The following is a 23,211-nucleotide window of genomic DNA, read 5'->3' as shown; positions in this document are numbered from 1 at the left end:
TAGAGTAAAAGAATATAATGCTTGGTTACTTCCCTGAAGCATATCCTGATGAGTTGTTCTACAGTATCTGCGCTCGATTTCAAGATCGGGTAAGATACCCCAGTCAAAAAGCAACTGTGGAAGACTTATTCCAAACAAAAAATGCGATCGCTATTTTTGATTTCCCTAGCAGGTTGAAAAGGCTTGTTGATACCTTACCCCCACAATCAGGTTATACCGTTGACTATTTCATTAACAATCATACTCTCTTACCTTTTTACAGTCCTTTCCTACCACCAGAGCGAGATCAACTAATTCGTGATGATATGAGTGGTGATAATGGGGCAAAAATTCACGCTCGTTTGGGAATTGTTGCGGGATACGTGGAAATGCCTTCTCACCTACGCTTCTGTCCTTTGTGTGTAGAGGATGATAAAAAGCGTTTTGGCGAATCTTATTGGCATCGTCTCCATCAAGTTCCAGGTGTTGAAGTTTGTCCCACTCATTCAGTGTTTCTAGAGAACAGTGATGTATTAACTCATAATCGCAGACTTGCATACGAATTCCTGGCAGCAGAACAGGCAATCCAAAAAGCAGTTCCTCGTCCAATAGAACCTTTAGATCCTGTTCACAAAATTTTGCTCAACATTGCCAAAGATATAGAGTGGCTTCTCAATGATTGCCGTTTTGTACCAGGGTTAGAAGATTTATATCAAAAATACCTGTCTTTGGTTAAGAATAATCCAGAATTAGTAACTCATGCAGGTAGGATTCGGGTTCAAGAGTTATTGAGACTATTCCAAAATCACTACCCTGCTGAGGTGTTAGAACTGCTTCAATGTCCACTTGATGAGCAGATTCGTGATCATTGGCTCGCTCAGTTGGTTCGCTTTCCGAGAAGAGTTCACCATCCCCTACGCCATCTTTTGTTGATTCAGTTTTTAGGATATTCTGCCCAAGAATTTTTTGAGTTACAAGAAGCCAAGAAACCTTTTGGTAATGCACCTTGGCCATGTCTAAATCCTGTTTGCCAATATTTTCAACAGCCCAAAATTCACGAATGTCAAATCACGTATAACCAGGAAAATCACAAACTTACAGGCACATTTTCTTGTATCTGTGGTTTTGTTTACTGTCGAAATGCACCAGAACAATCTTTAGAGGATCGTATTCAATATTCAAGAATCAAGGTTTATGGTTCTGTTTGGGAAGAATCATTAAGACTTCTTTGGCATGACCCATCACTTACTCTCAAAGAGATAAGACCATCACTTACTCTCAAAGAGATAGGACAGCGTTTAGGAGTAAGTGTGAAGACGGTGCTTCGTCAAGCAGATAAATTGAAGCTTACTTTCCCCCGACCTAATACTACGGCAAGAGCAAAAAATTTGTGTCCATCTCTCAAGCTTCGTGCAACAACTTATGAAGTGGCAACAGATGTGATTGAATCATGCCGTCAAAAGTGGCTAGATTTAATGGCAGTAAATCCTGATTTGGGAAGAACGCAATTAAGAAGTAAAGCACCAGCAGTTTATGGTCAGTTGTACAAATATGATAGGGATTGGCTAAATGAACATCTACCACCACTACAAAAAAAGAATGGTACTCCAGATGTGGATTGGGAGATTAGAGACATTCAAGCAATGGCAGCAGTGAAAGTTGCTGCTGAGAACCTCAAGGAAGATTCTGGTCGTCCGGTTTGGATTAGTCGAACTGCGATCGCTAACTCTCTAGAACATCCTATTAGTGCTTGGGTGAAAAGACACCTTCAGAGATTGCCACTAACGGCAAAGGTTTTAGGGGAAGTGGCTGAAAGTAGGGAAGAGTTTGCAGTAAGAAGAGTGAAGTGGACAGCAGATAGATTTCGTCAAGAACACCTGTGTCCTCAAGAGTGGGAGTTAGTACGTCGTGCTGGGTTACGTCCAGAGGTACGACAGTTACCTGTAGTCAAGGAAGCAATAGCTACTGCTCTGAAAAATCTAAACTTGTTAGTAAGCAATATTGAAACTTAGGGTAAATCTACAGACCATTACCAATCAGGATAAAGGGAGATCAATAGTAAGGATGACTGAAGTTACGGGAGATAGATCCAGGATGACCAAAGACTATTTCAGAATATCGGCTCTTGGCGAGGATTTTGGCAGTTTCCAACTTTATTATTCGGCATAAAAAGCGGATGCCATATCAGTTATCCTCCAGTTTCCAACTTTATTTTTCAGACCATGCCTCATATAGAACGAAAACTCAGGGCTTTTACACAATCTGAGTTTCCAACTTTATTCTCGTTGTACAACTAGTGAGACTTAGACAAATATCGAAGAAGTAAGGATTCCTGTCTAAACTGGAGGTATTAAAGAACTTGAACAGGTAAAATAGCGCCGCCTAGAGATACAGCGGATTCTTTTGTTATCAGGTACATCATAGCCCCCTCATCGCTTGCTCTTAGGGGGTTGGGGGTGGGGTTCTTGTACCTCATGAGACTGGGAAGTGCTGTAAATCGTGCGTTCATTCATCTTAAAACCTCGCGTTTCGCTTATCTTGAAGCTAAGATATGTGATGGCAAGATTATACCGCTAACCTACTTAATCAATAAAAATATTTCCCCAAAGATGGGGAGATTAAGAACTCTTAGCTTTTCTTAGCCACTGAATTACAAGATTTCCACATTAATTCAGCTTCAGATTGTGAGAAAATTTGACTTTTGCTATTTTCACAAATGAGCCTAGTTTTATCCAACTCTTTGTATACATATAGATGAAATTCAGGACTAGTAGATATCACACTACTCTCATATAAAATACTTGTGGGTGTTTCGATGAGAACTCTTTTTAAGACGTTAACATCATTAGCCCTGACTTCTTTTTTCAATTCTGCAACTGAGTTACGATTAAATATGCTTTCATCTGATATCGATAATTCAATTTCAAATTTATTATCTGCTTGAATTTTTATATTACCCCAAGATCCTTTCATTACCTTTGCTCCTTGAGGTGCTAGTAAGGTAAATTTAGTATTCTCGTCCATAACCTCTAAAAGTTGCATTTGAGGGTTATTTGTTTGTGCGATAGCTGAGGGACTGGGTTGTTGAATGTTTAGTCCAATGGTCAGATTTGATACAAAGCTGGTTAAAAAGGCGACTCCAAACAGCAATGGATTGATTTTGTGCATTTTTCCTGGCTGTAAATTGTGGTGATCGAGGTAAGTTGTGTAAGTTAAAGGCAAAGTATTTTTTTGTACACATTACATTATTCCAAAAAATGGATAAGAATTGCACTGGAGGCGATTTTTTCTTTAGTGAGTAAGGTTGTTAATGCACCGCTCATTATAGTAATATAACTAAATATTGTAGTTTTTTTAAAATTTTTAATTTCTTAAGTAAATCATTCTCAAAATAGCGAAACATATCTGATATGAATTCTCCTGCAAAACCTCAAAAATTACCAACTCAAGCCATAGGCGCTAAAATATTTCACTCTGTTAATATTATTAGTCTCTTCCTTATGCTTACCAGTGGACTACAAATTTACAATGCTAATCCTGTATTTGGTGGACGTGCAGGTTTACAAATTCCCCCCATTTTCACTTTAGGTGCTTGGTTAGCAGGAGGTAGACACTGGCATTTTGCCGCTATGTGGATATTTTCACTCAATCTTTTATGGTATGGAATTTATATTTTAATTACCCGACGTTGGCGACATAGATTTGTAGGCAACAATGATATTAAAGCTTTACAAAAGACTCAAAATCCTCAACGTCTAACTTATGCTTGGCATCGTATCGTTTACACATCTATTATTCCTATATTGTTGTTGGCGATATTAACAGGAATAGGAATGTATAAACCTGCTCAATTCCCTTGGATAGTTGATATATTTGGAGATTGGCAAGCATTAAGAATTGTGCATTTTGCTTCTGTACCATTGGTAATAATATTTGTAATAATTCATTGGCGTTTAGGACAAAAAGCGGGAGGAGATAAATTGATTGAATCTATGTTTTGGTAACTCAAAAAATACTTTTATCTAATTTTCTTCTTTCTCTCTGCGTTCTCTGCGCCTCTGCGGTTCGTATAAAAAAACCAGAATCAAAACTGTGAAAAATACCAACAAAAAACAACTAATTCATATCCCTACACCCCAACTAACACGTCGTAAATTCCTACAAATATCAGGAATTTCTAGTCTAGGTGGTTTACTTAGTGGCTGTGGTACACCTGCACTTGAGGATTTAGTAGGTAAACTTTCAGAACCGATAAATCAGAAAGTTGAAAAATTAATCTTTCAGCCGCAAAAACTTGTTCCAGAATTTTCAGCTAGTCAAATTGAACCAGAAGCTTTAATAATTAATAGTTTTCGCAATACACCAATTATTGATTTAGACAAATTTCGTTTAATTATCGACGGTGAGGTAAATAATCCCCTCAGCCTCAGCATGGCAGAAATTCAAGCTTTACCTTTGACTTCTATGATTATTCGTCATGTTTGTGTCGAAGGTTGGGCTGCAATCGTACAATGGGGAGGTATACGCTTACGTGATATTATTACTTTAGCTCAACCGCAGGCAAATGTTAAATATGCTTTTTTTGAATCAGCCGATGGTTATTATGAAAGCTGGGATATAGCTTCAACTACACATCCTCAAACTTTGTTAGCTTATCAAAAAAATGGTGAAAAATTGCCTGTAGAAAATGGTGCGCCTTTGCGTCTAGCTGCTCCAATTAAACTAGGTTATAAACAAAGTAAATGGGTAACACGAATTACTTTAACTAGCCATTTATCAGCTTTTAAAGGTTATTGGGAAGATCAGGGTTATGAATGGTTTGCTGGATTATAAGTAGTAAGACTGAATCAAAGAAAAGTTAGTAGTAAGGGCTTTAGCCCTATCAAATCTAGCAAGAGATTCCTAACGTACTTCGTACTTCGCTAAAGCGTAAAACTCAATTCATTCTACCATTTTCTAACGCAAAATCAAATTTATTAGGCAATTTAAAATGTTTTTTGTTGATAAATTAAATTGGAATATTTGCGAAAATCAAAGCTTACTATTTGTAGGACTTGATCCCAATCCAGAAATGCTCCCTGCGCGTTATCAATCACTGGAGATTATCGCAGGTTTGGAGAATTGGTTACAATTTATAATTGCAGAAACGGCTGATTTTGTCTGTGCTTATAAACCAACTTTGGGATTTTATGAAGCTTTGGATGTTCCTGGTTTAGAATTATTAATCAAAACTTTAGCCTCTATACCAGCCCACATTCCTATTATTTTAGATGCTAAACATAGTGATTTAAATACTAGTAGTATTTTTGCCAATACAGTATTTACAAAATGGCAGGTAGATGCTATTACTCTCACTCCTTATACTGGACAAGATCACGTAGCTCCCTTTTTGGTTTATCCTGATAAAGCTGTGTTTATTTTATGTTGTACTTCTAACCCAGGTGCCGCAACTTTACAACAATATCCTCACAATAAATCACCTCTTTATTTGCAGGTAGTGCAGGAATCAAAAAACTGGGGAACTCCAGAACAATTAGGCTTGGAAGTAGGAACTACAAATGCTGAAATTTTAAAATCTATTCGCTCAATTGCTCCCGAAAGAATAATTATGGCGCGTAGTATTTGGGCTGAGGATGGGAATCTGAAACAAATTTTAGCAGCGGGTTTAAATAGTAACGGCGATGGTTTGTTGATTCCTGTTCCTCAAGATATGTTGGGTAGAGAAAATTTATCTGAGGAAGTTCAATCTTTACGGACAGAAATTAATCAATTCAGAAGTGAATTTATCCAAGATGCTTCTACTTGTGATGTGTGGCTATCTGATATTGATGTTAAAGATAAACATCCTCATCAAGATTTGATTTTACAACTTTTTGATATTGGCTGCATTATGTTTGGGGAATTTGTTCAAGCTTCGGGTACTACTTTCCCTTATTACATTGACTTACGCAAAATCATTTCTAATCCTCAAGTTTTTACTCAAGTTCTCAGTGCTTATGAGGAAATTTTAAAAAATCTCACTTTCGATAGAATAGCTGGTATTCCCTATGGTTCTTTACCAACAGCAACTGGTTTATCTTTACGTCTTCATTGTCCGATGATTTTTCCTCGTAAAGAGGTGAAAGCCCATGGTACACGGAGAGTAATTGAAGGTAACTTTCATCCTGGGGAAACCGTTGCAGTCGTTGATGATATTCTCATCAGTGGTAAAAGTGTAATGGAAGGTGCAGAAAAGTTAAAATCAGCAGGATTAAACATTAATGATATTGTGGTTTTTATTGACCATGAGCAAGGTGTAAAAGATAGATTAAAAGAAAATGGTTATTGTGGTCATTCTGTTTTAACTATTTCGGAAATTGTGAATATTCTGCACGAAGTAGGAAGGATAAATGATGAGCAATTGTTAGCTTTTAGGGAAAGTGAGTATTAATGAAGTAGGAAGAAAATGCCCAACCAAATTAACTAGGTTTGATGAGGTTTAGGTCAGGTTTTCGGAGCAGACAGCCGCTTTCTTAATCGACGTGGTTTAGTATTTTTAATTGGCTGAGGACGAGAAAACTTAGAAACTGGCTGGAAGTTTTCTACTGGCACATTTTGAAGTGCCTTTTCCATAAAATCTCGCCAAATAGGAGCAACCATACCTCCACCTGTAGCACGACGAGCTAACTGTTTATTATCATCTCTTCCTACCCAAATTGCAGTTGTTAACTGGGGTACTGTACCAATAAACCAAATATCCTTTTCTGAGGAAGTTGTGCCTGTTTTTCCCGCAGATGGGCGGTTGATAATAGCGCCTGTACCAGTTCCTTCTTTAACTGCCGATTGCAACACATCTAAAATTGCAGCTGATGCCCAAGGATTAAGAACTAGCTGAGGCTTTGGGGTATTATCGAGTAAAATATTGCCAGTACTATCACTGACACGAGCGATGAGGGTTGGAGGCGATTTCCAGCCATAGTTAGCAAAAGTCGCATAAGCACTAGCCATTTCCAGTGGTGTGACACCAATTGCACCTAATGGCAAAGAAGTTACAGGTTCCATCGGACTGTGAATTCCCAATGTACGGCAAGTTTCGATAACTTTATTGATTCCTATCTCTTTGCCAAGTTTAACCGCAGGGACATTACGAGACAGTGCTAAAGCATTACGAATTGGTATTGCACCCTTAAAAGTATTATCGTAGTTGCGCGGAGAATAGACACCTCCTTCAACATCTGGGTAGCTGATTGGGGAATCGAATACTGTTGTCTCTGGTGTAAATTTACCACTAGCAAAGGCAGTGTAGTAAACAAATGGTTTAAAAGCAGAACCAGGCTGACGCAGTGCTTGAGTTACTCGGTTAAATTCGCTGGATTTTGAGTCTACACCACCTACCAATGCTTTGATAAATTGAGTGCGTGGATCAATTGCAACTAAAGCCATTTGATTTTTTTTCAAACCTTGGCTTTCAAGAGTTTTATGCCATTTATTGATAGTTTCTTCTGCCTTTATTTGTAAATCTGATGATACTGTGGTTTGCACACGCATTCCACCTTTAAGAACAGCATCATGCCCAAACTTTTTAATTAATTCCTGCGTTACAGTATTGGTGACATCAGGAAAAATACTAGCTTGAAATGACTTGATTTGACCAAGTTTAATTTTCTCTTGGAGACCATCATCATATTCTTGCTGGCTAATCCATCTTAATTCCCGCATCCTTCCTAATACTTGCCTTTGTTTTTGTTTGGCCAAATTCATGTTTACAAAAGGGCTAAATTGTTCTGGAGCCTGAATTAAACCAGCCATCATTGCTGACTCACTCAAAGTCAAATTCTCTGATGATTTATCAAAGTATGTCTGTGCTGCTGTTTCTACACCATAGTTGTTATGTCCCCAATAAACTTGATTGAGATACATTTCTAAAATCCGGTCTTTATTGATAATTTGCTCTAAGCGAATTGCTAACATCGCTTCTGCAATTTTGCGACTTAAAGCACGCTCCCTAGATAAAAAGATATTTTTCACCAACTGCATGGTGATTGTAGAACCTCCTTCTTTGACACCACCTGCTACCCAGTTGACTAATGCAGCACGTCCGATACCTCCGGGGTCAATACCGTGGTGGTTGTAGAAATAACTATCTTCACTGGCTAATACTGCTCGTTTTAAATTTGGAGAAATTTTATCTAGCGATACAACTTTTCTATTAGCTTCCCCATGTATACCCACTAATAACTTGCCTTCGATGTCATAAATGTAAGTTGTTTCTGCTGGTAAATAATTTTGTAATTGTTTGACATTTGGTAAATTGCGAGAACTCAATAATAAACCAACCAGTCCTCCAGCAATAACAGAACTTGCCAGCATACCGATTGAAAATAAAGTACCACCTGTGATCAGACCTACTCTTCTCCAAAACTCGAATTTAGGTGAAGTCTGAAATTGTGGCTGTTCCTGTTTAAAAGTTTCTGATGAAGACATATCGCAATCAGATTTGATTTATAAATTTTTCGTTGGGGCAGGGAATAGGGAATAGAATTCGATAAGATTTAGGTGTACTGAGTTTTTAAGCGCAAAGGGCAGGCTGCATCAACAAAAACGCCAACAAAAATCAAATAGGAGTTCTAAAGCACCCTACAAATACTTAGATTTTTTCAAAAATCAAATATTATTCCTATATAATTACTTGTTGTGTGTGAACAATTGTAATTACTTATATTTTCATCACTCTTAAAACATTAACATCTGACAAAAGTTATAAAAAATAGAGTATAAAAAATAGATTCAAAGGTTAGCTTGTAGGGATTAGATGTTTGAACTCTTTTGACAAAAAATATACAGCCTTAATTTGCCATCAAAGTATTATTTAAGTAAATTTATAAGTCTTAGATTAATCGGAGTGTTGATTTCTTTACTGTTCGGAACTTATATTGCTTTTAGGTTTGTTAATTGCTGTACCTGTGGCGGGTGTGATCAAAAACACGATAGATGCGGTATCTGGTGAGGTTGGCATCTAATTAACGGATATTATTTTGCTTATATATATCACTAGAAAAACTAATAGCTGGATTTGCAGTTATTTGCCAAAATCGTAGTTATTGCTACATACAATCGTAAAAACCGTAGATAACATTAGAAAAATATCGCACTAGAAGAAAACATTTGAGACAACCATTTTTGTTCTCTGTTTATCTTCATATCTTGCGGAGAACCGCATATAGGAGTCTATCTTCTTCAGAAATTTACCTGAGTTTAATAGTCTTAAATTCTTCTGGCCTGATCTTTTAGGCTATAAATTACCCCACAAGATTGAGACAGGTATTGACAAAACCCTGTTATTATGCCATATAAGCTAAACGCAAAGGAGTTTACCATGCATCGACAAATGTGCTGGTTATCTAAGTCTGGCAGTGATGGAGAAAAAATATTGCATTTGCAGACTTCACCTGGACAACCTTGGCGGCCTTACACAGCATTTGGGCAATTTTCAGTTCCAGATTATCAAATACCCGGTGGTTCTAAAGGTTGGGCAACTTATCAAAAATTGTTAAAAGCAGGCTGGACATTGGTGCATAGCGCACGGGCTAACGAGTTCAGCAGCAATACAGAGTCAATAGTGCAGAATTAATAGCCGCTGGGGTAGCCATGCACGGTTATGAGCCGCGCCTTCTAGAGTACCATCTTCTGGAAGTGCGATACCTTCGGTGAGCGTAGCTATCGCTCGCATTACCATTTCCCCAAGGTGAGGTTTCTTTAATTAAGCACTAAAGTGCTGACTATGAATCTATCAATCGCGAAATACTGCTGGCATATCTGCCGACTCAACTGTATGGACAATACCGCCATTGCAGATAATTTGAGTTGCAGCCAAATCTGATAACTCTTCATCGTTGGGTTCTCCCTGGGAATGCACCTGAACTGTTTGAGTATCCAAGTCATAAGTAACCTACTGCTGCTGGTTGAGGGTTAATTAACTTATCAACCCTTCCCTAATAACCCTCTTCTATCACTCCAAGCCCTATCAGAGGATAGAACACTTACGAGAAATTAAAAGCTAGTGTTATGGAATCACCTGCTCAGAAGGTACAAATCCATGACATCAAAAACCCCTCCAGACAATCGGCAAGATGATGCTAAGTATGACCCTGAAGATAATCCTGGAACCGAAACCACTGTACCAACTACGGAAGAGGGCGATACTCCTCTCGATGAAAGATATCGCATGACTGGTCAAGAATCAGGTACTGATGTTCGTCCTGGTGCTGAACCTGAAGCGGCTGGTGGTACTGTCACAAGACCTGGTCTTCCCAATCAAGGGACAGAGTCTCGGTGAAAGAGAAGCAGGGAGGGGAGTGTTACGGCTCCCCTAAAATTTTGAGCATATTGTGTCAATCGACCGAAACAGTAAAGCCAAGGTTTTGACTCAACAAGTGCGTGCAATGGCTTCTCTTCGAGAGGCTCCCTCGACTTGGGGAAGCAGATGTCTGCAATTATGTTATTTATTAGGAGGGCGCGACTCCTCCCCGACCAAAAAGATACCGGGTTTCCGTTGCGCTATTGTTTTATGAAAAAGAATGACTTAGACTACTATGATTTAAATGCAGATAAATGGTGGAAAGAAGGTGAAACTTTATATCTATCCGACCATCTCAATAACTATAGGTTTGAGTTTTTCTCAAGATATGTCAGCAATTGGCAGGGAATAGAAGTTTTAGATATTGGTTGTGGAGGTGGATTAGCTTGTGAATTTTTAGCAAAACAAGATGCTACAGTATCTGGTATTGATTTATCTTTAAATTCTATTAAAATTGCTCAAGACCATGCTCAAAAAAATCACCTGGAAATAGATTATTGCTGGGGAGTTGCGGAAGAACTTCCCTTTGAGCAAAATAAATTTGATGTTGTTTTGTGCTGTGATGTTTTAGAGCATGTTACCGATTGGAAGAAAGTTGTTTTTGAGGCTTACAGAGTTTTAAACCCCAAGGGTTTATTTTTATTTGATACAATCAATAAAACTTATAAGTCTAAGTTGATAATGATTTGGCTTTTGGAATACATTTTCCAGCAATTACCACAAGGAATGCACGACTGGAATAAGTTTATTAAACCTTATGAATTAATTAATTTCATGAACAATACTGGCTTTGCAGATATTGTAATTAAAGGATTTGATATGACTGGAGGTGGAAGCTTGAAAACACTTATAAATATCTTTTTAAGAGGTTTAACTAGTAAACAAGCTCAAAAATCATCAGCATTATTTGATATCCAAATCAATCAAGATAGCTCTGTATGGTATATAGGCAAAGCAGTGAAAGTTCGGTAAAAGTCTACATAAAATTAGACATTACCCCGAAATATAAAGCTTTTCTCTGCATCCTGGAGCGTGATGAAATCATAGCATCATCCAGCAGTACCGAAAATTCACCTAAGTTTCCTCACAAGTTTCTCAAATTCTTCTTCTAACATTTTAAATGTGGGACTCGAAATTAATTGGCTCTCGTGAGGACGAAACTATTCTACAAGCAGCGCAGGATGCAGAAATTCACATTCCGATTTAAGGTTCAAGTGTTGCTGAAATGAAACATAATCGCGGCAAAATTGACTTTTTATTATAGCAGGAGTCAGGAATAAAACCCTCTTGTAGTGAGAGTTTCATTATCAATTGATGTCCTAACCACCCTGGCCACGGCTATAACTGCACGCAATAAAAAATAATGAATGAATTTTTTAGTCATTCTCAACCAATATCTAAACCATAAATGACTCACCAATAAATAACTCTTATGTTACACCATGTTCGACATTTCTTTTGGCAAATTATCATAGTGGTAATACTAACAATATTGATATTACTAGGTTTAGTAAATTTATCAACTGAAAAAGTAATTGCTGCTGTTACTCAGTTAGAAAACCCACCAGGAGAGGTTATTTATCGCTCACAAGTAAAATTAGATGATCAATCAGGAAAAGTTTGGCAAGTTGTCTTATTTAAACAAGTTTATTCTGATCAGCAATTTCAGACAAATCTTCGCTTAATTGGTTTTCCTGGTTCTACTGATTTAATTCATCCCCAACCTTTAAAAATTACCTCGACCACAGGTAAAGTTTGGAATGCTGTTGATGTATTTTTAGATGAAGCCCCAGCACCAACTATTGGTCAATATGATTTGACTCAGATATTGCCCCAATTACCTTCAGAATCTTTAACTTTATCAATACCTCTTCCCGGTGCCAAATTCATTAATATCTCAGTTCCTGATTTTGTAGTTAAAGAATGGCAATCATTAATAACAATTGAAAAGGCAAAAATATGACTCGGTTAAAATTAGCAACGATTTGGCAATGATTAAGTTTGGTTAATACCATTTTCAATTTTTTATTTTCAATTATTTTGAGGTGACTTATGTTAACAGCAGCAGATATGATGACTAAAGATGTGGCGATGATTCGCAGTTCTGCAACAGTAAAAGAGGCAGTTGATTTAATGCGAGCTAGAGACTGGAGAGCATTAATTGTAGATCGTCGCCACGAACAAGATGCTTATGGAATTATTACAGAAAGCGATATTGTTTATCAGGTAATTGCTTATAGTAAAGACCCGAACAAAGTCCGTGTTTATGAAATTATGACTAAACCTTGCATTGTTGTTAATCCAGAATTAGGTTTAGAATATGTAGCTAGATTATTTGCTAATCATCATCTTCGTTGTGCGCCTGTCATTAGTGGCGAACTATTAGGAATAATCTCACTTACTGACATCCTAGCGCAGAGTAATTGTCTAGAAGAACCTCGCTCAATTTTGTTAGAACAAGAATTGCAAGATGAAATTAAAAAAGCTCGTCTTGTTTGTGCAGAAAAAGGCATAAATTCCACAGAATGTTCATCAGCTTGGGATGTGGTGGAAGAAATACAAGCAGAAATTGCCCACCAACGCGCCGAAAAACCTCTCAAAACTGCCTTTGAAGATTACTGTGATGAATATCCAGAAGTCGCAGAATCTAGAGTTTATGATTTGTAATTCGTAATTCTGAATTACTAAACACCAAAAAATGAATGATGACCAGGATTAATGTTCAAAATTACAGCAGATTGCAGATCAATGAGGTACAGAATCAAAATTTAAACCTAGACACCAAGCCAGTTTTACTCCTGACTCCTGACTTCTGAATTCTGCTGTATCTAATAAATCCTGCTATATCACGTTCTGATGATGGATTACTTGACATTTTCGTTCGCGGAGTGTGCCGTAGGCAAATAACCCCAAAGAGTCAAAGCTGTGCTTTATCTCCCCTCCCTGCTTGCGGGGTGGGGTGTTAGGATATGTGGGTATATGATAACTATTTAACGGGACTTGATATTAATCTTTTAATCCTAAAATCCTGAGCCAATTAACTATGAAAAAAAAGTTTGGCGAGAGTAATCTATTCTGAATTCTTGCTTAAAAATAACGCAGCCACAAAAGTTATCTCGTAACATTTAACTTTCATTCTTCTGTGATTTGCATTTCAAAACGCAAATCTGCCGGGGGCGATAATGCCTAATAGTACAAGAACAGAAGCATGAAAGCGTGAATACAAAACTCCTCATTTCTCTCCAAGAAGTCACGTCACTTTTAGCAGAAAAGTCATCACAGACTGTCATTATCGATACGCGAAGTCAAGAAGATTATGCTATTTCTCATATTCCTCAATCTATAAATATTAGAGATTTTTTCACCTATCTTTTAGACAATTCCTCACCAGCAGGATTAAAGGAATTGCAAGAGTATTTTGCAGAAATTATGAGCAGGGTAGGAATATCTGGTGCGGAACGGTTAATTGTTTATGAAGATGCTTTAAATAAAGGTTATGGTCAATCTTGTCGAGCCGCTTTTTTACTGAAGTATTTGGGTTGCGAGCAGGTATCTATTTTACATGGAGGATATAAAGCATGGCTCAAGGCTGGATTCACGACTACCGATGAATTACCATTACGTGAAAGCAGCATATTTAGATTGCATCCCAACGCTGACATAATGGTGACTACTGCCGAGATGTTGGAAGCAATTGACAATCCAGCAATTATTAAATTAGATGTGCGCGACAGTTCAGAATGGCTTGGGCTGAGTTCTTCTCCCTACCATCCTGACTTTTGTCCCCGCAAAGGTAGAATCCCTAACGCAGTATGGTTAGAATGGCATCAGCTGATGAATTCTGAATCGGAAATCCCCACGTTTCGATCGCCAGATGAAATCCGAGAAATTTGTCAGTCAGTAGGTATTACTTCAGAGTCTATTGTGTACATTTACTGCTTTAAGGGTTCAAGGGCTGCTAATACTTTGATAGCCCTAGAACAGGTAGGAATTTCTGCTAGAAATTATTTTGGCTCTTGGAATGAATGGTCTCGTGACTTTTCACTACCAATTGATAGCAGAGTAATGACTGTGTAGTCTGTGCTTCTACGCTTCTTTAATTTGTAATCCCACTTGTAAGGGATCAAAATTTTGAGGAAAATGAGTGGTGCGTTGGCGTAGCCTACCGTAGGTAATCGCAATCGGCTTTTTCCATTTTCGCTCCCTTAAGATCAGCTTGACGGAGATCGGCCGAAAATAATAAGGCTCCCCGAAGATCAACATCTTGCAAATTAGCTTGACTAAGATTGGCAAAACTGAGGTCACAGCCTCTCAGGTTAGCACCATTGAGATTAGCTTCACTCAAGTCAGCGTAACTTAAATCAGACCCTTTGAGATCAACACCTTGCAAGTCGGCATTGCCCAAATTCGCGCCACTAAAATTGCGTTTCCCTTTTGCATAGCTCTCGATGAGAGTCTCGGCAGTATTAATGATCTGTTGAGAATTTGTTTCAGACATAGAAGCGCCTCACAGCTTGTCTCATGATTACCGTAGTCGAAACTCATGAATGATGTTTTCCACCACACCTATTAATGATATAGGAATCCGGAATGTTATTGTTGACATGATGCGGTCACTTTTGTGAAAGCGGCAAACTGTTAACACTATTTCTACTTTACTGAAAATACGTTTGGGATTATATAATTATGAAATTTGCTTTTTCTAGATCTTCTTTATTAGCTTATGCATCATCTATTTTACTCTTAGGTTTTTGGATAACATTAGTTGCACGAATACCAGCTTCTAATGCCTCTACTGAGTGCCAAACTCTTATGCCACCATATCTTAATACAATGGACGATTTCATAGGCATGGGACACTTTCAAGAGGACTGCCAAAAAGACTCACTCGCTGCGGTTTCTTCTTTCACGCAGGCAATTCGACTAAATCCTAAAGCTGAAGAACCCTACTATCATCGTGCCAATGCTTACCATAACGTTGGGAATTACAAAGCAGCAGTAGCAGACTATACGGAAGTAATTAGGCAAAATACAGGTAGATTCGGTTTTAGTAGTGGCGCATACTGGAACAGGGCTAGGGCTTACGAAAAGTTAGGCGAAAAGCACAAAGCAATTTCAGATTTGAATCAAGTAATTAGTAAAAGTGCTTCTTCTGCTGATGCATACTCTTTGAGAGGGAATATGTATCGGGATTTAGGAAATAAACAAAGTGCGATCGCAGATTATAAAGCAGCCGAAAACCTTTTACAGCAATATTTAAGTGGGGCTTTCGGAAGTGGTCTCCAAGATCCTCTATATCAAGAAATGCTGGAGAAAGTCAGATTTGAATTATCACAGCTAAATTCTTAACCAGAATAGACTATTGGTTATGGTAATTATACCATGATTAATTTGTACAGTGCTTAAGTCCTAGAGATATAGCCGTGGACAGGGTGGTTAGGACATCAATTGATAATGAAACTCCCACGACAAGAGGGTTTTACTCCTGAACCGGAGGTCTGCGAAGCGTCTCCTGACTCCTGACTCCTGAATTCTGCTGTATCTATGAAAAACCATAATTATTTACTCACAAATACAAAACCTCTAGTCTTCCCAGAAGCTACGTCAACTGTACTCATCGCTTTCCACAAATCTGCTGTTTTTACCCAAACAGGTGGATATTTATAGCGAGAAACATCCATAATCAAAAATCTATCTGTGACTTCATTATATGCGGCTAAAGGGGAAATATGACCGCCTCTTTCTTGCCCGATTTCTTTACGTAAATAATTAACTAAAACAAAATTATTTGGTTGTTTTAAGTTCTCGGCTGCTAATTTACGAAACTCTTCTAAACTGCTATTACTTCCATAATAAACTTGGACTTTTACACCATCATAACTTGATAATAATCCTCCTAACTGTTGTAAATTCATTCCACTCCAGGCAACTTTTTTTTGTTCTATGACTTGTTGAGTTTTTTCATTACTAAAAAAGTTATCTTGGGTAAATACTTTAAATTCTCTATACTCTGGAGTTTCCGGTGCAGGAATTTTTAAACTGTTTAACACCATCACAATACTTGCAACTCCACAATAAGCAAGATTATCTTGAGTGACAAACTGCATACTTAAAGGGAAAAAATCAGCCCGCGATTTACTTTCAATTAACAATTTTTCACCTTCAGGAGTATCAAACCCAATTAATTTTTCTGGAACAACTAAGGTTTGTGCGACAATATTCTCCCCAGATATGCATAATCCGATGATCAAAGCCGCAAGGTAAGTGTGAATGGTTAAATGTTTGTGAATTTTCATATTTGTCTGATTCTAAAAAAACGGTAACAGGCTTTTTCTCTGGTTTAGGTTATAATACCAACTAAGTTGGAAATACATAAACTATGCCACAGGATTTATCACCCCTCTGGATATCGCTGAAAACCTCATTATTAGCGACCTTTATCACTTTCTTTTTGGGTATCGGTGCTGCTTACTGGATGTTGGGATATCGCGGTAAAGGGAAATCTGTAATCGAGGGTATATTCGTCGCACCGCTAATTTTACCACCTACGGTTGTTGGTTTTTTGCTGCTGCTATTTTTTGGTAAAAATGGACCAGTTGGTAAATTGATGGAACCATTTGATGTCACCATCGTGTTTACTTGGTATGGTGCAGCCATTGCCGCAACCGTGGTTTCTTTTCCATTAATGTATAAAACTGCATTGGGAGCTTTTCAACAAATTGATGCTAATTTATTGCGGGTAGCGAGGACATTAGGTGCTAAAGAATCAACAATATTTTGGCGCATTAGTTTACCTTTAGCATTTCCTGGGATTGTGGCAGCGACTACCTTAGCTTTTGCCCGTGCTTTGGGTGAATTTGGTGCAACCTTGATGTTAGCGGGTAACATTCCTGGACAAACCCAGACGATACCAATGGCGATATATTTTGCTGTAGAAGCCGGTGCAATGAATGAAGCTTGGTTTTGGGCAATTGCTATTATGGTAATTTCTCTATCAGGAATTATTGTGGCTAACTTATGGCAAGAATTCCAGCACAAAAGCAAACCCCAGGAAAAATCAGAAACAGGAGAATTAGAGAATCAATCTTTATCTTCACCTATAAAATATTCTACATCTGGTTTATTTCTAGATATCGAAAAAAGACTAGCAAGTTTTCATCTTCAAATTGCTTTTAATACCGATGATGAACCTTTAGGATTATTAGGAGGTTCTGGTGCGGGTAAAAGTATGATTTTGCGCTGTATTGCCGGAATAGAAACACCAACAAAAGGGCGGATATTGTTGAATGATCGAGTATTATTTGATTCGGAAAAAGGTATTAATATTCCTAGCCGCGACCGCCATATTGGTTTTTTATTCCAGAATTATGCCCTTTTTCCACACATGACTGTAGCGCAAAATATTGGTTTTGGTTTACCCAAGGGATTATCTAATGGCAATATAAGGTTGGAGGTAGAAAAGCAATTATCAGCAATGCGATTACAAGGATTAGGCGATCGCTATCCGCACCAACTTTCAGGAGGACAACAACAACGAGTAGCCTTAGCTAGAGCTTTAGCAAGTCAACCAGAAGCATTACTTTTAGATGAGCCATTTTCTGCCCTAGATACACATTTACGTAGTCAGTTAGAACAACAAATGACAGAAACTTTAGCTGATTATTCGGGTGTAACTTTATTTGTTACTCACAACATGGAAGAAGCATATCGGCTTTGTCCTAATTTATTAGTATTAGAACAGGGAAAAGAAGCTCATCATGGTTCTAAATATGAAATTTTTCAGCATCCTGCTAGTATGAGTGTTGCTCAAATTACTGGGTGTAAAAACTTTTCTCATGCTGTGGCGCTATCACCACAAAAAGTAGAAGCAATTGATTGGGGTTGTACTCTCAAAGTTACAGAAACAATTCCTAACAAATTATCTCACATTGGTATTCGCGCTCATCAAATTACCTTTAGCAACAACCCTAATCAAGAAAATACTTTTCCTTGTTGGATAGCAAGAATCAGCGAAACACCTCACCGAATGACTTTATTTTTAAAGCTACATTCACCTGCTAATCATGCTCATGATTACCACTTACAAGCTGAAGTTTATAAGGAAAAATGGGTGACAATTAAAGACCAATCTTTTCCTTGGTATGTACATTTAAATCCCTTACAGTTGATGTTGATGGAGTAAATATAAGTTTAAAAACCTGATTATTTAGTAGGGTGGGCATTCCAACCATGATTGAGAAGATGCAAGATGTAAATGAATATAGTAAAAAGCGATTACTTAACCTCTGAGACTTTCAATAGCATCCAAATAATCTGCTATTGTTTCTCCACCAATTTCACAAGCAACACGGTCAACTGTCAGCATATCTTCACCAGCAAATACCTTACCTAATTCTATAGATTTACCTTTATCTGGTTTCCAATCAGCACTAACAAACTTGAGATTACCATCCACAACCGCACCATTAAATAAATGTCCAATAGTGAAATAAACATCTTGCAAAATTAAAGGAACAGAAGGACGGTGTAATTGTCCTCGTGATTTTGGACTTCTGGCTTTATAACGACTGCGAGGAAACAACCCATACAAGTTTTTTAAAGAAGCTGAAATTAAAGGTTTGTCATTAATATATGTGCGTTTGAAAGCACTTACCGAAATTCTACAATCTACTTCCTCTAAAATTGCAGGAGCCAGCATTGTTTTAAACCGAACTGGTTGAGGAGAAAGATTGGGATATTCCTTCAATGGTAATTCATCTGCATCTAATAATTGCATTCCTGCATCTAGCAATGAATATAAACCATTACGACTGGCTATTTCTGGTAGAGAAACTGGTGAACATACACCTTCAACAATTACAATTTCTGCATGAGGATTGCAGGAACGTAAACCTTGAAGTACCGCAGCTAATACTTTCATGCTGACAGTTACAGGAGGTGCAACTGGATAACCCAAATTAGGTTTTACTAAGATCCGTTTAGCATTAATAGCCGCAGTCGGTGGTTGATATATAAATTCATTGGTATCTGTGACTTGAACAGGAAAATTTAATAATTTAGTATTCATGAATTGACTCAGATAAGAAGATTAAGATTAAGTTTTTTGATTATCGGATTTAAAAGTACCCGCAATAAAATCTCGCTTTTTCAAATGCTTAGTCTTCCGCTGAGTTACACGCTCCCTCCACATTCTAAAACTTGATTCTTTCATCTCCCGACGCATTAAAGCAATCACTTGTTTTTCCAGTAGCCCAAATTGAATTTCAATCGCATCAAAAGGGGTTCTGTCTTCCCATGCCATTTCTACAATTCTGTCTATTGTTGCTTGTTCAAGTTCTGGTAATTTCATATTTGAGAAAAAAAGTATAGTTATTAGGACTTACTCACTATCCAAATTAATCATGGTTTTGGTGGGCATTGCCCACCCTACAACTACTTAGATTTATTCAAAAATCAAATTGGATTCCTATATTTATTTTACAATGATGATGATAAATCGGCAATGACTTTGAAAACATCTTCTAAACAACAGCAGAAATAGCACAAACTTGTAACCCGACAGGTGTGTTAATAATTATAGATTCTACCCCAAAAACTTGAGCAATATTAGTTGGTGTTAGCACTGCTTCCGGTGTACCCACTTCCCAAAGATGACCTTGTTTTAATAAAGCAATCCGAGAACTATAGCGTGCGGCTAAATTTAATTCATGTAAAACTGTGACTATGGTTAAATTTTGCTGCTGATTGAGATTTTTTAATAATTCTAATAATTGCAATTGATAATTTATATCTAAATAAGTAGTTGGTTCATCTAATAATAACACCTTCGGTTCTTGAGCTAAAGCTAAAGCCAAAAAAGCCCGTTGTCTTTCACCACCTGATAATTCTTCAATCAAGCGATTGCTAAATTTTTCTAATTGGGTTTTTTTAATTGCTGCTTCAACCTTTTGTCTATCTTCAGAACTTAATTCCCATTGCCACCAAGATTGATGAGGTGTTCTTCCTAAACTCACTAATTGACGTACTGTTAAACCGACAGGAACTGTTTGTTGTTGGGGTAAAAGCGCCAACTTTTGAGCAATTAGATTGGGAGGTTGTGAATGAATTGCTTTCCCATCTAATAATATGACTCCCTGCTGTGGTGAAAGAATTCTACTAATTAATTTGAGTAGAGTAGATTTACCAGAACCATTAGCACCAACTAAACTTAACCATTCTCCAGTTTGCAAAGAAAGATTAATATCTTGAATAATTGGCGAAACAGTATAACCACCTGTGAGATTTTGTAATTCGAGAGGCATTTATTTTAAAATATAAAAAAACAATTGATAGGCTATTCTATTTCTAGCAGAATACAGGAGTTTTTGCAATATAATTACTAGTTAAGAATATTAGATAAACATGACTAAAGTCATGAACAGATTAGTGACTTTTTACCTATATCGCCATGCAACTCTAATTTTATGCTTTAAGTAGGTTGGAATAAAACAACCCTAAAACTAATTTCATTCTGAAGAAAACTCACTATGAATTTACACAAATCTCTTATCTTACTTGGTACACTTGGTTTAATAACACTAGGTAGTGTAGGCATATCTCCAGCATTAGCTGCTAATCCAAACAATTATAGAAATCAGCGGCAAGAAATTCGTCATAGACGAGACAATAATCACAGAAGAGACGATAATTACAGACGAGACAATAATCACAGACGAGACGATAATTACAGAAGAGACGATAATTACAGAAGAGACGATAATTACAGACGAGACAATAATCACAGACAAGAAACTCGTAGAGAAAGAGAATTTCGCTACCAAAACGAATTTCGTCGAGAACGTCGATATTAAGGTAGACTATCGTTCCTAATATTTTTACTAATTATTGTTATTACCATCTCATATCGACTTTATTTAAGTAGATAGAGATGGTACTTTTTTAAAGTTGTTAAACGCAGCTATAATTTTTGGAGCTAACCCAAAAATAACTGATATAAAAAGAGTATGCCTCTATTAGATTGAGATGTATTTATGGAGTATCAATTCATGAACTATAAACGGATGTTGAGTATTTTTGCTATGCCCGCAGCGGTTTTATCCATCGCTATTTTGACTACAGGATGTCAATTATCTTCTCCTAATCGAACTTCTTTTCCTAATGATTCTACGGGAAATGGCAGAAATTATCGCTCATCTGAAAATGGCACAAATGATAACTCATTTGAAAATGGTACAAATGATAACTCATCTGAAAATGACACAAATAATAACTCATCTGAAAATGGCAGAAATTATCGCTCATCCCAAAGAGATATAAATAGATATCCAGAGCAAATATCAGAACTCAACTTAACTGACAATCAAAAAGCACAAATAAGACGAATTAGAACGCAAAATGAAGCGAAAGTAGTTGCACTCCTATCTCCCGAACAGCAAGAGGAATTTGAATCTGCTGATAATAGTAGTGATAAATTGTCAATGAGTAGACTGCGATCGCTAAATCTGTCAGCAAATCAAAAAAAGGCAGTTAATCAAATTATACGCAATCAACGAAAACAAATTCAAGCCGTTTTGACTACAGAACAGCGAGAAATGATGAAACAAAGACGTATGTCTCCCAGAGAAAATACATCTTACTAAGAGTTACATCAGATTGACCGTGTAATTATCCGGGATTAATTTTTGATTTTCATTGCGTGTAATTGCTGATTAAATAATCTCTGCGTCCATCCTCATCCTCATCATAAATATTCAATGAAACTGAATATTAAAACTTGTTAACATCACCCGAACGACGATACAGCAACCAAATAAACAACGGTGAACCCAACAAAGCAGTCACCGAACCGACAGGAAGTTCTACCGCACCTAGTCGAGAAAGTAAATCTGCAAACATCAATAACCATGCACCTGCTAAAGCTGAAAGTGGTAAAACAAAACGGTGATCTGTTCCCACAATTAAACGTACACCGTGAGGAACAACCAACCCCACAAAACCGATTAAACCACCGATACTAACAGCACCTGCGGCTAATAAAGTAGCAATACCACCAATTAATAAACGCGATCGCATTAACGAAACCCCCAACCCTACAGTCAAATCGTCACCCAAAGCCAAGACATTGAGCGATCGCGCCAACAAACATCCGCACAATAAAGCCACAATAATATAAGGACTAGCTGTAGAAATTTCCGTCCAACCACGACCATTTAAACTACCCACTAACCAACTTAACGCAATTTGTATCTGTCCATCTTCCGCCATTAATAACAACGTACTTTGTACAGAACCAAACAAAGCACTAACAGCAACCCCTCCTAAAATCAATCTTTCCACCGAAATTCCCCCACCAGCGCGACCGAGGAAAATAACAATAGCAGAAGTCAAAATTGCCCCCAACCAAGCTGCTAAAGGAATCGCTATAGGGAAAACTTGCAAAACAATCATAATAATGACAATTAGTCCTGCACCAGCAGAAATTCCCAATATAAACGGGTCAGCCAAACTATTACGTAACATTCCTTGTAAAAGTGCGCCAGACATTCCCAAAGCCGCACCCACAATTAACGCCGCCACAATGCGAGGTAGCCGTAAATCCCAAAGAATAGTTTGCTTAATTGGGTCGCCTTGGCGTAGAATTGCTTGATAAAATTCCGATAAATTTAAAGGAACTGCACCTTGAGAAAGAGAAACTAATAACGTTATTACCAAGGCGCTAATCAGAAGTAAAATTGCCCAGAATAGGCGATATTTTGTGAAAATTGTCTGCATTTTTTATTTGCAGTAGAGAGTGTAACATTCAATAAATTGAAAAATAGATTCTGTTTCAGGATGAAAAAAGATGTAAATCATGATTTGACCATCTTTCATTTCCGAAAATCACATTTATATTCTAA

Annotated in this window: 23 protein-coding genes and 1 pseudogene; 14 read left to right on the top strand and 10 right to left on the bottom strand. The window is 37.4% G+C overall.

Going from position 1 to position 23,211, the window contains the following annotated elements; all coding sequences use genetic code 11:
* The first annotated feature begins 17 nt into the window (after nt 1–17).
* Nucleotides 18–1,991, top strand: coding sequence for a TnsD family Tn7-like transposition protein (locus tag H6G59_RS01520; RefSeq protein ID WP_190711405.1), 1,974 nt, complete (start codon nt 18–20; stop codon nt 1,989–1,991).
* A 616-nt stretch (nt 1,992–2,607) separates the two neighbouring features.
* Here the strand turns inward: H6G59_RS01520 and H6G59_RS01515 are convergent.
* Nucleotides 2,608–3,147 carry a hypothetical protein gene (locus tag H6G59_RS01515; RefSeq protein ID WP_190711404.1) on the bottom strand — a complete coding sequence of 180 codons (540 nt, stop codon included), beginning with the start codon at nt 3,145–3,147 and terminating at the stop codon, nt 2,608–2,610.
* Between the two features lie 242 nt (nt 3,148–3,389).
* Between H6G59_RS01515 and H6G59_RS01510 the strand changes: the two genes are divergently transcribed.
* From H6G59_RS01510 to H6G59_RS01500, 3 genes are all read left to right on the top strand, one after another.
* Complete coding sequence (locus H6G59_RS01510; protein ID WP_190711403.1) at nt 3,390–3,983, top strand: cytochrome b/b6 domain-containing protein; 594 nt, start codon at nt 3,390–3,392, stop codon at nt 3,981–3,983.
* Nucleotides 3,984–4,071: 88 nt separating this feature from the next.
* A complete protein-coding gene (locus H6G59_RS01505) occupies nt 4,072–4,812 on the top strand; it encodes a molybdopterin-dependent oxidoreductase (protein WP_190711402.1) in 741 nt (246 codons plus the stop codon).
* Nucleotides 4,813–4,969: 157 nt separating this feature from the next.
* Complete coding sequence (locus H6G59_RS01500; RefSeq protein WP_190711401.1) at nt 4,970–6,409, top strand: bifunctional orotidine-5'-phosphate decarboxylase/orotate phosphoribosyltransferase; 1,440 nt, start codon at nt 4,970–4,972, stop codon at nt 6,407–6,409.
* A 53-nt stretch (nt 6,410–6,462) separates the two neighbouring features.
* Here H6G59_RS01500 and H6G59_RS01495 read toward each other — a convergent pair whose 3' ends face one another.
* Nucleotides 6,463–8,442 carry a transglycosylase domain-containing protein gene (locus H6G59_RS01495; protein WP_190711400.1) on the bottom strand — a complete coding sequence of 660 codons (1,980 nt, stop codon included), beginning with the start codon at nt 8,440–8,442 and terminating at the stop codon, nt 6,463–6,465.
* Nucleotides 8,443–9,334: 892 nt separating this feature from the next.
* Here H6G59_RS01495 and H6G59_RS01490 point away from each other — a divergent pair.
* The gene (locus H6G59_RS01490) at nt 9,335–9,589 is read left to right on the top strand and encodes a hypothetical protein (protein ID WP_127052907.1); all 255 of its coding nucleotides are present in this window, start codon (nt 9,335–9,337) and stop codon (nt 9,587–9,589) included.
* Nucleotides 9,590–9,748: 159 nt separating this feature from the next.
* Here H6G59_RS01490 and H6G59_RS01485 read toward each other — a convergent pair whose 3' ends face one another.
* Nucleotides 9,749–9,895 carry a hypothetical protein gene (locus tag H6G59_RS01485; RefSeq protein WP_190711399.1) on the bottom strand — a complete coding sequence of 49 codons (147 nt, stop codon included), beginning with the start codon at nt 9,893–9,895 and terminating at the stop codon, nt 9,749–9,751.
* 159 nt (nt 9,896–10,054) lie between these two features.
* Here H6G59_RS01485 and H6G59_RS01480 point away from each other — a divergent pair, with 159 nt between their 5' ends.
* The 5 genes from H6G59_RS01480 (at nt 10,055) to H6G59_RS01460 (ending at nt 14,392) form a co-directional block, all read left to right on the top strand.
* Nucleotides 10,055–10,294, top strand: coding sequence for a hypothetical protein (locus H6G59_RS01480; RefSeq protein ID WP_190711398.1), 240 nt, complete (start codon nt 10,055–10,057; stop codon nt 10,292–10,294).
* 231 nt (nt 10,295–10,525) lie between these two features.
* Nucleotides 10,526–11,287: a bifunctional 2-polyprenyl-6-hydroxyphenol methylase/3-demethylubiquinol 3-O-methyltransferase UbiG gene (ubiG, locus tag H6G59_RS01475; RefSeq protein ID WP_190711397.1), complete on the top strand. Its 762-nt coding sequence runs from the start codon at nt 10,526–10,528 to the stop codon at nt 11,285–11,287.
* A 460-nt stretch (nt 11,288–11,747) separates the two neighbouring features.
* Nucleotides 11,748–12,278 carry a DUF3122 domain-containing protein gene (locus H6G59_RS01470; protein ID WP_190711396.1) on the top strand — a complete coding sequence of 177 codons (531 nt, stop codon included), beginning with the start codon at nt 11,748–11,750 and terminating at the stop codon, nt 12,276–12,278.
* 89 nt (nt 12,279–12,367) lie between these two features.
* Complete coding sequence (locus H6G59_RS01465; RefSeq protein ID WP_190711395.1) at nt 12,368–12,982, top strand: CP12 domain-containing protein; 615 nt, start codon at nt 12,368–12,370, stop codon at nt 12,980–12,982.
* Nucleotides 12,983–13,531: 549 nt separating this feature from the next.
* Nucleotides 13,532–14,392, top strand: a complete 861-nt coding sequence (locus tag H6G59_RS01460) for a rhodanese-like domain-containing protein (protein ID WP_190711394.1) — start codon at nt 13,532–13,534, stop codon at nt 14,390–14,392.
* Nucleotides 14,393–14,401: 9 nt separating this feature from the next.
* On the opposite strand, the pseudogene H6G59_RS01455 reads toward H6G59_RS01460, so the two are convergent.
* Together H6G59_RS01455 and H6G59_RS27550 are read right to left on the bottom strand one after the other, a co-directional pair.
* Nucleotides 14,402–14,813, bottom strand: a pseudogene (locus tag H6G59_RS01455) (Alr5209 family pentapeptide repeat protein).
* A 223-nt stretch (nt 14,814–15,036) separates the two neighbouring features.
* Nucleotides 15,037–15,162 carry a hypothetical protein gene (locus H6G59_RS27550; protein WP_277924613.1) on the bottom strand — a complete coding sequence of 42 codons (126 nt, stop codon included), beginning with the start codon at nt 15,160–15,162 and terminating at the stop codon, nt 15,037–15,039.
* On the opposite strand from H6G59_RS27550, the gene H6G59_RS01450 reads away from it, so the two are divergent.
* Nucleotides 15,149–15,664, top strand: a complete 516-nt coding sequence (locus tag H6G59_RS01450; protein ID WP_242038750.1) for a tetratricopeptide repeat protein — start codon at nt 15,149–15,151, stop codon at nt 15,662–15,664. The two genes, H6G59_RS27550 and H6G59_RS01450, sit on opposite strands and share 14 nt — an antisense overlap.
* Before the next feature lie 209 nt (nt 15,665–15,873).
* Here the strand turns inward: H6G59_RS01450 and H6G59_RS01445 are convergent, their stop codons facing one another.
* Entirely contained in the window at nt 15,874–16,611 is a 738-nt protein-coding gene (locus tag H6G59_RS01445) for a phytochelatin synthase family protein (protein ID WP_190711392.1), read from the bottom strand.
* 83 nt (nt 16,612–16,694) lie between these two features.
* Between H6G59_RS01445 and modB the strand changes: the two genes are divergently transcribed.
* Complete coding sequence (modB, locus tag H6G59_RS01440) at nt 16,695–18,497, top strand: molybdate ABC transporter permease subunit (RefSeq protein ID WP_190711391.1); 1,803 nt, start codon at nt 16,695–16,697, stop codon at nt 18,495–18,497.
* Between the two features lie 96 nt (nt 18,498–18,593).
* On the opposite strand, the gene H6G59_RS01435 is transcribed toward modB, so the two are convergent.
* The 3 genes from H6G59_RS01435 to H6G59_RS01425 all read right to left on the bottom strand — a co-directional run bounded on the left by H6G59_RS01435 (nt 18,594) and on the right by H6G59_RS01425 (nt 20,616).
* On the bottom strand, nt 18,594–19,382 hold the full coding sequence (locus H6G59_RS01435; protein WP_190711390.1) for a DUF362 domain-containing protein: 789 nt from the start codon (nt 19,380–19,382) through the stop codon (nt 18,594–18,596).
* A 27-nt stretch (nt 19,383–19,409) separates the two neighbouring features.
* A complete protein-coding gene (locus H6G59_RS01430; RefSeq protein WP_190711389.1) occupies nt 19,410–19,664 on the bottom strand; it encodes a TIGR03643 family protein in 255 nt (84 codons plus the stop codon).
* 172 nt (nt 19,665–19,836) lie between these two features.
* A complete protein-coding gene (locus H6G59_RS01425) occupies nt 19,837–20,616 on the bottom strand; it encodes an ABC transporter ATP-binding protein (RefSeq protein ID WP_190711388.1) in 780 nt (259 codons plus the stop codon).
* Between the two features lie 225 nt (nt 20,617–20,841).
* Between H6G59_RS01425 and H6G59_RS01420 the strand changes: the two genes are divergently transcribed.
* Nucleotides 20,842–21,165 (top strand): hypothetical protein, encoded by a 324-nt coding sequence (locus tag H6G59_RS01420; RefSeq protein WP_190711387.1) that lies wholly within the window; start codon nt 20,842–20,844, stop codon nt 21,163–21,165.
* 195 nt (nt 21,166–21,360) lie between these two features.
* Nucleotides 21,361–21,954 (top strand): Spy/CpxP family protein refolding chaperone, encoded by a 594-nt coding sequence (locus H6G59_RS01415; protein ID WP_190711386.1) that lies wholly within the window; start codon nt 21,361–21,363, stop codon nt 21,952–21,954.
* A 127-nt stretch (nt 21,955–22,081) separates the two neighbouring features.
* Here H6G59_RS01415 and H6G59_RS01410 read toward each other — a convergent pair whose 3' ends face one another.
* The gene (locus H6G59_RS01410; RefSeq protein ID WP_190711385.1) at nt 22,082–23,086 is read right to left on the bottom strand and encodes a FecCD family ABC transporter permease; all 1,005 of its coding nucleotides are present in this window, start codon (nt 23,084–23,086) and stop codon (nt 22,082–22,084) included.
* Nucleotides 23,087–23,211: the final 125 nt, after the last annotated feature.

It is taken from the genome of Anabaena lutea FACHB-196 (assembly GCF_014698305.1).
GTDB lineage: Bacteria > Cyanobacteriota > Cyanobacteriia > Cyanobacteriales > Nostocaceae > Anabaena > Anabaena lutea.
Note: the sequence above shows the minus strand (reverse complement) of the source record. Positions and strands in the feature narration are given on the sequence as shown.

Excerpts from the sequence above, each read along its gene's own strand:
- H6G59_RS01520 (WP_190711405.1), top strand. The coding sequence starts at position 18 with ATGCTTGGTTACTTCCCTGAAGCATATCCTGATGAGTTGTTCTACAGT.
- H6G59_RS01515 (WP_190711404.1), bottom strand. The coding sequence starts at position 3,147 with ATGCACAAAATCAATCCATTGCTGTTTGGAGTCGCCTTTTTAACCAGC.
- H6G59_RS01510 (WP_190711403.1), top strand. The coding sequence starts at position 3,390 with ATGAATTCTCCTGCAAAACCTCAAAAATTACCAACTCAAGCCATAGGC.
- H6G59_RS01500 (WP_190711401.1), top strand. The coding sequence starts at position 4,970 with ATGTTTTTTGTTGATAAATTAAATTGGAATATTTGCGAAAATCAAAGC.
- H6G59_RS01495 (WP_190711400.1), bottom strand. The coding sequence starts at position 8,442 with ATGTCTTCATCAGAAACTTTTAAACAGGAACAGCCACAATTTCAGACT.
- H6G59_RS01490 (WP_127052907.1), top strand. The coding sequence starts at position 9,335 with ATGCATCGACAAATGTGCTGGTTATCTAAGTCTGGCAGTGATGGAGAA.
- H6G59_RS01480 (WP_190711398.1), top strand. The coding sequence starts at position 10,055 with ATGACATCAAAAACCCCTCCAGACAATCGGCAAGATGATGCTAAGTAT.
- ubiG (WP_190711397.1), top strand. The coding sequence starts at position 10,526 with ATGAAAAAGAATGACTTAGACTACTATGATTTAAATGCAGATAAATGG.
- H6G59_RS01470 (WP_190711396.1), top strand. The coding sequence starts at position 11,748 with ATGTTACACCATGTTCGACATTTCTTTTGGCAAATTATCATAGTGGTA.
- H6G59_RS01465 (WP_190711395.1), top strand. The coding sequence starts at position 12,368 with ATGTTAACAGCAGCAGATATGATGACTAAAGATGTGGCGATGATTCGC.
- H6G59_RS01450 (WP_242038750.1), top strand. The coding sequence starts at position 15,149 with ATGGACGATTTCATAGGCATGGGACACTTTCAAGAGGACTGCCAAAAA.
- H6G59_RS27550 (WP_277924613.1), bottom strand. The coding sequence starts at position 15,162 with ATGAAATCGTCCATTGTATTAAGATATGGTGGCATAAGAGTTTGGCAC.
- H6G59_RS01445 (WP_190711392.1), bottom strand. The coding sequence starts at position 16,611 with ATGAAAATTCACAAACATTTAACCATTCACACTTACCTTGCGGCTTTG.
- modB (WP_190711391.1), top strand. The coding sequence starts at position 16,695 with ATGCCACAGGATTTATCACCCCTCTGGATATCGCTGAAAACCTCATTA.
- H6G59_RS01435 (WP_190711390.1), bottom strand. The coding sequence starts at position 19,382 with ATGAATACTAAATTATTAAATTTTCCTGTTCAAGTCACAGATACCAAT.
- H6G59_RS01430 (WP_190711389.1), bottom strand. The coding sequence starts at position 19,664 with ATGAAATTACCAGAACTTGAACAAGCAACAATAGACAGAATTGTAGAA.
- H6G59_RS01425 (WP_190711388.1), bottom strand. The coding sequence starts at position 20,616 with ATGCCTCTCGAATTACAAAATCTCACAGGTGGTTATACTGTTTCGCCA.
- H6G59_RS01420 (WP_190711387.1), top strand. The coding sequence starts at position 20,842 with ATGAATTTACACAAATCTCTTATCTTACTTGGTACACTTGGTTTAATA.
- H6G59_RS01415 (WP_190711386.1), top strand. The coding sequence starts at position 21,361 with ATGAACTATAAACGGATGTTGAGTATTTTTGCTATGCCCGCAGCGGTT.
- H6G59_RS01410 (WP_190711385.1), bottom strand. The coding sequence starts at position 23,086 with ATGCAGACAATTTTCACAAAATATCGCCTATTCTGGGCAATTTTACTT.